We start from the raw sequence: 11,824 nt of genomic DNA on the forward strand, positions 1-11,824 counted from the left end.
GTTTTATCGAAAGGATAAAACGGCTTTTTGTTAGGAAGTGAATCTGTTTAGACCACAATATTGATTATTTTCCCTTTAACAAAAATAATCTTTTTTATGGCTTTGCCATCTAAATGACGTTGTACATCGGCATGTGCTCTGATGATATCTTCGATCGCCTTTTGATCTAGATCGAGTGCTAACGATAGATTGAATTTCATCTTTCCATTGAAGGATACCGGATACGCAAATTCTGATTCGACTAAATATTCTGGTCTAAATATAGGGTAAGAAGCGGAAGAAAGTGTGCCAGCTTCATTTCCTAATAGCGTCCACAGCTCTTCCGTAATATGCGGTGCATACGGTTGGAGCGTGATAATTAACTGTTCCAGTATCTGTCGCTTATTGCATTTTAAATCTGTTAAGTCATTCACGCAGATCATGAAAGCTGAAACCGAAGTATTGAAAGAAAAACGCTCAATATCATCTTCTACCTTTTTAATAATTTTATGTAAGGCTTTAAATTCTGCTTTAGAAGGCTCTTCGTCGGAAACATTGAAATTGCCCTCGGCGTCATGAAACAGACGCCACACTTTACGTAAAAACTTATAAACGCCCTCTATACCGTTAGTATTCCAAGGCTTAGCTTGCTCCAAAGGCCCCAAAAACATTTCGTACAGACGCAGTGTGTCCGCTCCATATGATTCGATAATATCATCTGGATTGACTACATTGAATTTGGACTTCGACATTTTTTCCACTTCGCTACCGCAGATATATTTACCATTCTCCAATACAAATTCAGCATTTGAAAAATCAGGTCTGAAGTTTTTGAATTTTTCCAAATCCAACACATCATTTTGGACAATATTTACGTCAACATGTAACGGTATCGTTTTATATTCATCTCTCAACCCGTAAGACACAAATTGATTTGTACCTCTCCCGTCCTCATCTAGCACACGATATACAAAATTGGACCGCCCCTGAATCATTCCTTGATTAATCAATTTACGGAATGGCTCTTCTTCGTTCTGGTAGCCCAAATCTTTTAAGAATTTATTCCAAAAGCGCGAATACAGCAGGTGCCCGGTAGCATGCTCCGAACCACCGATATATAAATCTACGGCTTTCCAATAGTCTACCGCTTCTTTTGACACAAAGTCACCGTCGTTTTTCGGATCCATATATCTAAACCAATACCACGAAGAGCCTGCCCATCCGGGCATTGTACTCAATTCATACTCATATTCATCTTCATATTTCCAACCTTTTGCTCTTGCTAAAGGGGGTTCACCTGATTCCGTTGGCAAATATTTATCAACTTCGGGCAATAATAGGGGCAATTCTTCCTCTTTAATTAAATAAGGTAATCCATTTTTAAAGTATACAGGCACGGGTTCGCCCCAATAGCGCTGACGTCCAAAAATGGCATCGCGCATACGGAAGTTTATTTTCGCCTTACCCAATTTAGTCGCCTCCAACTTCGCAATTAAAGCAGGTACAGCTTCTTGGTAAGTCATACCATTGATAAAATCGGAATTAATATATCTTCCATCCTTATTAGGATCAGCTTCTTCTTCAATATTTTGGGTATCTGAAATAGGAATAATAGGAAGGTCGAAGTGTTTAGCGAATACATAATCCCTTTGATCGCCACTAGGTACAGCCATAACAGCACCCGTTCCATAACCAGCTAATACATAATCTGCGATCCAAATCTGTACATCTTGTCCCGAAAGTGGGTGCTTGGCATACGAACCTGTAAAAGCTCCTGAAACTGTTTTCGTATCAGCCATACGATCCAATTCAGATTTTTTGGAAGTTTTCTCGATATAGGTATTTACTTCCGATTGTTGCTGAGGGGTAGTCAATGCTGGTACCAATTCGTGCTCTGGAGCTAAAACGACAAATGAAACACCAAAAATTGTATCTACACGCGTCGTAAAAACTTCGATGACCGTATCTAATTGTGGTACGGGGAATTTCACGGAAGCACCCACCGATTTTCCGATCCAGTTACGTTGCATTTCTACCAAAGGTTCTGGCCAATCAACCGTATCCAATCCTCTTAGTAGGCGATCGGCATAAGCCGTAATACGCATAGACCATTGCATCATCTTCTTTTGCTCGACGGGAAATCCTCCACGCTCAGAAACCCCATTGATTACCTCGTCATTCGCTAATACTGTGCCCAGCGCAGCACACCAATTTACTGTACTTTCACGTAAATAAGCAATCCGGTACTTCAGCAATTCACGTTGTTGTCTTTCTTCATCAAAAGATTTCCAATCTTCAGCGCTAAATTCCAAAACGTCTTCATCAGCAACTGCTGCAATAGCAGCAGAGCCATTTTTAGCAAACCTTGCAATCAACGTTTCGATCGGTTCGGCTTTATCTGATTCTTTATTATACCAAGAATCAAACAATCTCATAAAAATCCACTGCGTCCATTTGTAATAGGAAGGATCTGAAGTACGTACTTCGCGGCTCCAATCATAAGAGAATCCAATGTTATCCATCTGTTCCCGATAACGGTTGATATTGACTTCGGTCGTTACGGCAGGATGCTGGCCAGTTTGAATCGCATATTGCTCCGCAGGAAGACCAAAAGAATCATAGCCCATTGGATGCAATACATTAAAACCTTTTAAACGTTTATATCTTGAAAAGATATCCGAAGCAATATAGCCCAGCGGATGACCAACGTGCAACCCCGCTCCGGAAGGATAAGGAAACATATCCAATACATAGTATTTTGGCTTTTGTTGCGTATCAGACGTTTTGTACGTTTGATGATCCGCCCAAAATTTTTGCCACTTTTTCTCTAATGATTTGTGATTATACTCCATTTTTATTCTTAAGGAATTTTTATGACTGGCGAAATTACGATTTAATACTGAAATGTGATAAAAGTTTTGTAGTTTGAACAATAAATTATAGTATTGAAAAGTTAATTAAACATAGATAGAAAACGAGGTTCGGATTGATTTTTATCAAAGTAATTACAAGATTAATTCGAAATCTTCCACTCAAATAGTTACTTTCGCAAATAAATTTTCGCTTATTATGTCAGAATACGAATTAAGCACACAAAAAAGAAAAACAAAATCTGTATATGTATCTACGGTTATCAGCATCGCTCTGGTGTTATTGGTAACAGGTATGTTGGGATTACTCTTGGTGCATGCTAAAAATCTTTCGAAATACGTTAAGGAAAATATTGTCTTAAATGTCATCGTGAACGATGGCACGAGCGAAGGTGATGTTCTTTCATTGCAAAAAGACCTCGAAAAAGATAACTATGTGCTCCGTACCGAATATATCAGTAAAGAGTTAGCGGCAAAAAATCTAAAGGAAGACCTTGGCGAAGATTTTGTACAGTATCTGGGGCATAACCCTCTTTTACCTTCTTTGGATGTTTATATGAAAGAGAATTATGCCAATACAGATAGTATTAAAACTTTTATTGAGAAGATCTCTAAAAATAATAAAATTAAAGAAGTGGTTTACCAGGAGTCTCTGATTGACATGGTGAACAAAAATGTTCGGATCATAGGGATGATTGTATTGGCATTTGCTGTTATCCTGCTAATTATCGCCGTAGCTTTAATTAACAACACGATACGTCTTGCTATATACTCGCAACGTTTCTTAATTAAAAGTATGCAGCTCATCGGAGCTACTAAAAACTTTATCCGTAAACCATTTATAACTTATGGTATTATTCATGGTTTACTCGGTTCCTTGATCGCGATTCTACTGCTTATTTTAACCTTGAAGTTTGCGCAACAGCAGATACCCGAACTGGTATTTTTACGCAATTGGTTTGAATTTGCTGTAATATTTTTAGGAGTAATCCTCATTGGGATTCTCATTTCGGGACTTAGCACTTATTTCGCTGTAACAAAGTACTTAAAGGCACAATCTAACGATTTATACAGATAAAAAAATGGCTCAAATAAAGAAATCTACCGAATCAGTCAATAAAGGTTCGTTTGTATTCTCCAAAATAAATTACCAACTGTTTATAGCTAGCGTATTGGTTGTAATCATTGGCTTTACATTGATGTCCGGTGAAACCGATATCTATAGCTTTACCAAGATTACTTTGGCACCGATTGTTGTTGTTCTCGGTTTTGCAATAGGTTTTGCAGCAATTTTATACCGTCCCAAAAACAAATCCAATTAAAGCATAATCTTAATTCTAACAGATGTCTATTATTGAAGCTATCATCCTTGCTATCATTGAAGGATTAACGGAGTTTTTGCCTGTGTCTTCGACAGGTCATATGATCATAGCCACTGCCTTAATGGGTATCCAACCCTCGGCATTTGTCAAGTTATTTACGATTGTCATCCAGATGGGAACGATATTGTCCGTTCTGGTATTATACTACAAACGTTTTTTTAAATCGCTCTCATTTTACTATAAATTGATCATTGCGGCTATTCCAGCATCAGTGTTGGGCTTGCTCTTCAACGATTATATTGACGCCCTATTGGAAAGTCCGCTAATGGTCGCGGTCATGTTGGTCGTGGGCGGCGTAGTGTTACTTTTTGTCGATAGGTGGTTTAACAAGCCAACCGTAGAAGATTCCGACAAAGTTTCGTACAAACAAGCTTTTATGATTGGTGTATATCAATGCCTTGCGTTAATCCCTGGTACTTCAAGATCTGCCAGTACAATTATCGGTGGTATGACCCAAAAACTGACACGTAAAGCTGCTGCAGAATTTTCCTTCTTCCTTGCCTTGCCGATGATGTTTGGTGCTTCTGCTGTAAAGCTACTAAAGTTCTTTAAAGAAGGGAACACGTTTAATGGCGAAGAGCTTAATTTGCTTATTATAGGTAATCTAATTGGTTTCGTTGTCGCAATCGTTGCGATTAAGTCTTTTATCGGCTTCTTGACTAAATACGGTTTTAAAGCATTTGGATGGTATCGAATAATCGTCGGTGTTATTATTCTTGCCCTCCTACTTTCGGGTCATAGTTTACAAATTATTTAAAATCTTTTGATGGAAAATATAGAGGTTAGTGAAAACTCAGCGAAGTTTCATTTTGCTGAAGGAGAAATGTTGTTGATTGATAAACCTTTAACTTGGACTAGTTTTGATGTGGTTGGTAAAATCAGAAACTCCATCAAGCCGTTAAAATTAAAAGTCGGTCACGCAGGAACTTTAGATCCGCTTGCGACCGGTTTACTTATCGTCTGCACAGGCAAATTCACAAAGAAATTAGATAGTTACCAAGCCGAAGACAAAGAATATACTGGAACCATTACTTTGGGTGCCACAACGCCTTCCTATGATCTGGAAACAGAAATTAACGAAACATTTCCTATCGATCATATTACAGATGACATGATACTGCAAGCTGCGAAAGCATTTGAAGGCGAAATTCAACAATTTCCGCCTGCTCATTCGGCTATAAAAATCAATGGCGAACGTGTCTATGAGAAGGCACGCCGTGGCGAAGAGGTTGAAATAAAATCCCGTCAAGTTCGAATCAATAGCTTTCTTGTTGAAAAGATCGAGCTCCCCAACGTTTATTTTCGCATATCCTGTTCAAAGGGAACATACATTAGATCTCTGGCCTATGACTTCGGAAAATCCTTACAGAGTGGATCACATCTAAGTTCTTTGAGGCGCACCAAAAGTGGGGATTATTCAGTAGAAAATGCCTGGAATTTAGAAAAACTTATCGCGGAAATAAAACGTCATAAAGAGATCATTAAATAACTTTACCAAACCGTTTTATTGATTCTTTATCTTATTTTTGCAAAAACTCCTATAAATGAAAATCTACAGAAGTTTAGATGATTTCTCACCTATTGAAAATGCAGTTGTAACCATCGGCACTTTTGACGGTGTTCATATTGGCCACCAAAAAATATTGGCCCACTTAAAGGAAGCTGCTCATAAAATCAATGGGGAGACAATTTTGCTTACTTTTTTTCCACACCCTCGGTTAATTATCAATCCAGATGATGATAGCTTACGCTTAATCAACGATATCGAAGAAAAGGTCAGTCAGTTGAGTAAAGTTGGCATTGACCATTTGATTATCATTCCCTTTTCCCGTGATTTTTCCAATCAAACTCCAGAAGAATATATTAGTAATGTTCTTGTAGGAAAACTCGGCACCAAAAAAATTGTGATAGGCTACGATCACCATTTCGGAAAGGATCGAAAGGGTAGTATGGGTGATTTAGAACAGTTTGCTTCCATATTTGATTACAGTGTCGACGAAATCCCCGAGCAGGATATCAATGATATTGCCGTATCTTCAACACGAGTGCGCGAAGCACTAATAAAGGGTGACATAAAAACGGCAAATCTATATTTGGGTTATCCTTTTGAATTGACAGGCACTGTGATTAGAGGCGACCAAATCGGACGTACGATCGGATTTCCTACGGCAAACTTACAGGTTCACGAACCGCATAAACTTATACCAGCCTATGGTATATATGCAGTTGAGGTACATATCTACAATCACATCCAAAACATTACTACTGGTGAATACAAGGAAGAAAGCCCTGTTTCAATTGCCAAAGGTATGGGTTATATAGGAACTAGACCCACCGTGGATGGCATGAACCGAGCTATCGAAATCAGCCTATTTGATTTCGATCAGGATATTTACGGTAAAACACTACGCGTAAAATTCCTTCACTTTATCCGTCATGACGAACGTTTCGACTCCTTAGAAGCAATGAAAGAGCAGATCAGAGCGGACGAAGCCCAAATTCGAAGTCTTATTGGTTAGCACAGCGTATGATTATCAAATAGAAAAGCGGGGAATTCCCGCTTTTCTATTTGATAAGAGCTTCGATGCCTAATCGATAGCTGTCCAAACCAAAACCACAAATTACACCTTTACAATTCTTCGCTAAAAATGAGTGATGGCGGAATTCTTCTCTTTGGTGGACATTACTGATATGGACCTCTATAACAGGTGTTGTAATAGCTGCAATCGCATCACCAATCGCAACGGAAGTATGTGTATACGCTCCGGCATTCAATACAATTCCATCAAACTCGAAACCAACCTCGTGGATCTTATCGATTAGGCCTCCTTCTGAGTTGCTTTGAAAATAGTGTAGTTGCAAACTTTCAAACTGCTGTTTAAGCTCCTCAAAATAGCTAAGGAAATCCTGGCTACCATAAATTGATTTTTCTCTTACACCCAATAAATTCAAATTTGGGCCATTCAGTATAAGGATTTTTTTCATCGGAATATCATTGTTATAAATCATTATAAATTGCCCGGAAACTTGAGCGAAGGCCGAATGAGATCACGCCAGATTTATTGACGATAGGCGTTTCGTATTTCGCTTTTGCATAACGTTGGGTGTATCCGAGTTCTAGACGAAGATTATACTTTGGATTAAGTACATAGGCTGCCTTAGCGTCTGCATAATAGATATTATTCTTTATACCTTGTGCAATATGATTGCCATATAAGTTTGGTATTGTATTATAGGACTGAAAGATGTTTCCCCCCATATTACTTCCGTCGGGTAGATCCAGCCCATTTTGAGTAAACATTCCCTGCAATGAAAAGTCCCATCTGTCCCATGCGTAATTAACCAGTCCAACAAGCTCTCTAAAGTTTGCCCCTTTTGGATGCGCCAATTGCTCGGCGTTGTTACTATAGTTTGAATACGATTTAAAGTGCGCGTAGGTATATGGTCTAGCCGTATTGTATTCGGCTAGAAAGTTTAAATTCTTTACGCCAAACATATCATACCCTCTTACGCCAAGCTGTGCACCCCATTTATTATGTGCGTATCCATTTCCTGCAAAAAATTCTTTCGCCGTAAACTCTCCTAACAGGAACTGGCCATATGCTGTCAATCGATATGGAAGCTTATATTTGGAAGTTAAGCCCAAAAACATTTTATCCGGCGAAGTCGTATTATTACTTTCGACAGGACGAATAAAGATAACTGGACTCAGATAACTAAAATCAAAACCTCTTCTTCCTCCTTCATCCTGCGCGGCCCAAACAACGGATTGGAAAAAACCTACAGATAATTTATTGGTTACATTCCAATCCAAATATTGAAAGGCCCCCCATTTCTTTCCATCTCCCAAGCGGGTGTTATTTTGCCCCTCCATAGGATATGTGCCCGTTAAATCTTGTCTAGGGTGTGTCGGATCGTTCATATAGGCCCAAATTGAAGTGTATTGAACATTTCCTATTGTTCCGGTTAATTTAAGATGTGCATAGTTGGAAGAAAAGTCGGACAAAAGCATCGAACGATAACCATCTCCAATAAAGTTTTTGTCGTAAGCCAAAGTGGCCTGGATATATTTATGTGCATCATAAGTCATGCTCGCTGTCGCATACATCCAGTCCATTTTATTTTTAGACTGAAATTTCGTATTTCCTTGACCAGGAACAACTTTATTCGCAACAATGTAGTCATCCAGATACTTAGGAAAAACTGCCTGGCTTTCAAATGCTGACGTATTGAAAGTAAATTTGTTCCCAACATTTAAACCCACCTGAAATCCTCTACTATTCATCCAAGTACGCCGTTTATCTCCTAGCATATCTTTTCCAATATAAAGATCTGGTAAAAAATCAGCATAGAATGTATAATCGTCCTTCTCGACTTGGACAAGATGTTCATTAAAAATCTTGCGCATAAACCAGTTGGACGAAGACACGGGTTTGTTGGATTGAATTGAATCAAACTTGGCTAACAATAAAGAGTCTTTAATGACGAAGGGTTTAGCAGAAGTATGGATCCTGGTTTCCGTAGAATAAACTGCATCGTTCATTTTCTGATAAAAATGATACGAATAAGGCTGGTTCTTAATTTGGGCAACAGCTCCTAAGGAAACGCCTACTCCAATGCTTGCCAACGTCAATCGAAGTAAATTATTGTTTTTTGTTATATTAAGCCTCATAAAATTTTTTAAAAGATTGTTTTTTATAGCAAAATGCATTCCTAAACGCAAATTAACCGAATAAAAATGACTTAATTCACATCTTTGGTCAATTTTAAAATGCTAAATCGTATTTGCTATTCCTTTTATTCAAAAATATTTATATCTTGCATGTTAGTAAATAACCTTATATCATAAATAAACAGTCCTAATAAGCATGAAGCGCAGAACATTTATCCAAAACGCAAGCCTGTTAACCGCGGGTGCACTTACCAGCAAATTTTCATTTGCTCAAGAACATTCTTTTCCTACAGTGCGTACCGTCAAAGAGAAGAGGCTTTTTTCGAGTAAAGTAATAGAGGATGCTATTGTAGAATTTCAGAAAAATGTTAAAAATAAGGAGCTGTCGTGGTTATTTAATAACTGTTTTCCCAATACCCTTGACACCACAGTTTTCCCTTATGTACAAAACGGAAGAAACTACACGTACGTCATTACAGGAGATATAGACGCCATGTGGTTACGTGATAGCAGTGCGCAAGTATGGCCCTATCTTCCCTTTATGAAAAAGGATAAAAAATTACAGGATCTGATTGTTGGACTAATCCAAAAGCAGAGTAAATGCATCAATATTGACCCCTACGCCAATGCATTTTATAATGATCCAACCAAAAAGGGCGAATGGTTTAGCGATCATACCGACATGAAACCTGGGATTCATGAACGGAAATGGGAAATCGATTCGTTGTGTTATCCAATTCGATTAGCCTATCATTACTGGAAAGAAACCAAAGACAGTAGTCCATTTAATGAGGAATGGCTGGACGCCCAACATAAAATATATCAAACTTTCGTTGAGCAACAACGAAAAGACAGTCTCGGTCCTTATAAATTTGAGCGCACTACTTCAAGAGGATCAGATACATTGCAGGTTGATGGTTATGGGTATCCTGTGAATCCAGTTGGATTGATCTGTTCTAGTTTTCGACCTTCAGACGATTCTACCATTTTCTCCTTTTTGATTCCCTCCAATTTGTTTGCAATTGTGAGTCTTAGGCAATCTGCAGAGATATTGAAAAAAGTCAAAAATGAACAGGCACTCGCCGATAAAATGGAAGCACTTGCAAACGAGGTAGAAGCAGCAGTAAATAAGTACGGCATCATCGATCATCCAACACTAGGTCGTATATATGCCTTCGAAGTGGACGGGTTTTCGAGTCATCTGATGATGGATGATGCCAATATACCCAGCTTACTGGCCTTACCATACTTAGGAGCTGTCGATATTAATAATGAAGTTTATCAACGTACCCGTAACTTTGTGCTGTCCGATAAAAATCCATTCTTTTTCAAAGGAACCGCAGCGGAAGGTATTGGTGGTCCTCACATAGGCAGAGATATGATCTGGCCGATGTCCATTATCATGCGGGCACAGACCTCGACGAACGATGAGGAGATTCGTAACTGCATTAAGACTTTGATAAATACTCATGGTGGAACCGGCTTTATGCACGAATCTTTCCATAAAGACGATCCTAAAAAGTTCACAAGACATTGGTTTGCCTGGACGAATACATTATTTGGCGAATTAATTTGGAAAATATATAAAGAGAAACCATCTTTGCTTCAATAAATCTGAATCTTGTAACATACTGTTATAAGTGAAGGAACTTATAACAGTATGTTATGAATAATTTAAAAGCTCCCGGTCCTATTGGCATTTTTGATTCTGGTTATGGCGGTCTCACCGTTTTCAAAGAAATTCAACACCTTTTGCCTCAATACGATTATATCTATTTAGGTGATAATGCCCGTGTTCCCTATGGTACACGCTCGTTTGAGACTGTTTATAATTACACCAAACAATGTGTTTTTAAACTATTTGACCTCGGATGTAACCTTGTTATACTGGCATGTAACACAGCTTCAGCTAAAGCATTAAGAACCATTCAACAAAACGATCTTCCCATTGGAAAGAAAGTACTTGGAGTAATTAGACCCACTACCGAAATGGTTCATAATTTTACCAAAACCAATAAAATTGGTATTTTAGCCACTACAGGGACAGTAAAATCAGAATCCTATAAAATAGAAATTCACAAATTTAACCCTGAAATTGAGGTTTTTCAGCACGACTGCCCTTTTTGGGTGCCCCTAGTGGAAAACAATGAAATCAATACCGAAGGCGCCCATTATTTTGTCGAAAAGGATATACGGGAACTTTTACATCAGTCGGCTCAGATTGATACCATAGTGCTTGCCTGCACGCACTACCCCCTATTATTGCCTGTAATCAAGAAATATGTACCAAACCATATACAGATCATCTCTCAAGGCCCTATTGTCGCGGCTAGCCTAAAAGACTATCTTAATAGACATGAAGAAATTGAGACGATTTGTTCCCAAAAGGAACAATTGGCATTTTATACGACCGATGATCCGCTAGATTTTGAAAGCAAAGCAAAGATATTTTTTGGACAGTCAATAGATGCCAGCCATATCACCGTTTGATAAAATAGGAGGCAATAATTTTTAAATTGAAAAATTTCTAAAACTTTTACTTCGCAATTTTCGTTATTCTGTTAAAAGGTGGATAATATGAAAAAGAACTTTATAACCATTGCATATAATCAGGAAACACAGCATTGCGAATCTAAAGAGTTTTCAAGTATTCAGGAAAGTGCGGAGTATTTTAAAACGTTGGAAACCTCTGCAGAACCCAACTACCTTCCTGTATGTACGTATAATTTAAACACCAATACGATTCTGGATATTAGTGACTATTACGTCAACAAGGATAGTGAACTACAGCAGATTGTAAACAGTTGCCTTTCGGGAAAATAGTGTCTTGACGAGTTGTAATCATCTGTTAAAGGATCGATCTATCTGTCTTCATTGGGATAGGCTGTAATCCTATTTATAATATTACATTCCCGTAAAAT

At 38.2% G+C, this 11,824-nt stretch carries 11 protein-coding genes; 8 read left to right on the plus strand and 3 right to left on the minus strand.

Annotated features, from left to right (window positions below; genetic code table 11):
• Positions 1-47: 47 nt before the first annotated feature.
• Complete coding sequence (gene leuS / locus B3139_RS01135) at positions 48-2,831, minus strand: leucine--tRNA ligase (protein ID WP_293879402.1); 2,784 nt, start codon at positions 2,829-2,831, stop codon at positions 48-50.
• Between the two features lie 217 nt (positions 2,832-3,048).
• Between leuS and B3139_RS01140 the strand changes: the two genes are divergently transcribed.
• From B3139_RS01140 to B3139_RS01160, 5 genes are read left to right on the plus strand one after another with little or no spacing between them, the layout of a single operon-like run.
• Positions 3,049-3,927, plus strand: coding sequence for a cell division protein FtsX (locus B3139_RS01140; protein ID WP_209574560.1), 879 nt, complete (start codon positions 3,049-3,051; stop codon positions 3,925-3,927).
• A gap of 4 nt (positions 3,928-3,931) precedes the next feature.
• Positions 3,932-4,171 carry a DUF3098 domain-containing protein gene (locus tag B3139_RS01145; protein WP_209574562.1) on the plus strand — a complete coding sequence of 80 codons (240 nt, stop codon included), beginning with the start codon at positions 3,932-3,934 and terminating at the stop codon, positions 4,169-4,171.
• A gap of 22 nt (positions 4,172-4,193) precedes the next feature.
• A complete protein-coding gene (locus B3139_RS01150; protein WP_209574564.1) occupies positions 4,194-4,988 on the plus strand; it encodes an undecaprenyl-diphosphate phosphatase in 795 nt (264 codons plus the stop codon).
• Between the two features lie 9 nt (positions 4,989-4,997).
• Positions 4,998-5,720 (plus strand): tRNA pseudouridine(55) synthase TruB, encoded by a 723-nt coding sequence (truB, locus tag B3139_RS01155; protein ID WP_293879408.1) that lies wholly within the window; start codon positions 4,998-5,000, stop codon positions 5,718-5,720.
• Positions 5,721-5,775: 55 nt separating this feature from the next.
• Positions 5,776-6,750 (plus strand): bifunctional riboflavin kinase/FAD synthetase, encoded by a 975-nt coding sequence (locus tag B3139_RS01160; protein ID WP_209574568.1) that lies wholly within the window; start codon positions 5,776-5,778, stop codon positions 6,748-6,750.
• Between the two features lie 46 nt (positions 6,751-6,796).
• Here B3139_RS01160 and aroQ read toward each other — a convergent pair whose 3' ends face one another.
• Both aroQ and B3139_RS01170 read right to left on the minus strand, forming a co-directional pair.
• Complete coding sequence (gene aroQ / locus B3139_RS01165) at positions 6,797-7,216, minus strand: type II 3-dehydroquinate dehydratase (RefSeq protein WP_209574570.1); 420 nt, start codon at positions 7,214-7,216, stop codon at positions 6,797-6,799.
• A gap of 13 nt (positions 7,217-7,229) precedes the next feature.
• Entirely contained in the window at positions 7,230-8,903 is a 1,674-nt protein-coding gene (locus tag B3139_RS01170; protein ID WP_293879411.1) for a gliding motility protein RemB, read from the minus strand.
• 196 nt (positions 8,904-9,099) lie between these two features.
• On the opposite strand from B3139_RS01170, the gene B3139_RS01175 reads away from it, so the two are divergent.
• The 3 genes from B3139_RS01175 (at position 9,100) to B3139_RS01185 (ending at position 11,726) form a co-directional block, all read left to right on the plus strand.
• Positions 9,100-10,515 (plus strand): glycoside hydrolase family 125 protein, encoded by a 1,416-nt coding sequence (locus tag B3139_RS01175; RefSeq protein ID WP_293879413.1) that lies wholly within the window; start codon positions 9,100-9,102, stop codon positions 10,513-10,515.
• 53 nt (positions 10,516-10,568) lie between these two features.
• Positions 10,569-11,393, plus strand: coding sequence for a glutamate racemase (gene murI / locus B3139_RS01180; protein ID WP_293879415.1), 825 nt, complete (start codon positions 10,569-10,571; stop codon positions 11,391-11,393).
• A gap of 87 nt (positions 11,394-11,480) precedes the next feature.
• Positions 11,481-11,726 (plus strand): hypothetical protein, encoded by a 246-nt coding sequence (locus B3139_RS01185; RefSeq protein ID WP_293879417.1) that lies wholly within the window; start codon positions 11,481-11,483, stop codon positions 11,724-11,726.
• Positions 11,727-11,824: the final 98 nt, after the last annotated feature.

The sequence above is a fragment of the Sphingobacterium sp. UBA1498 genome (assembly GCF_002325125.1).
Lineage (GTDB): Bacteria > Bacteroidota > Bacteroidia > Sphingobacteriales > Sphingobacteriaceae > Sphingobacterium.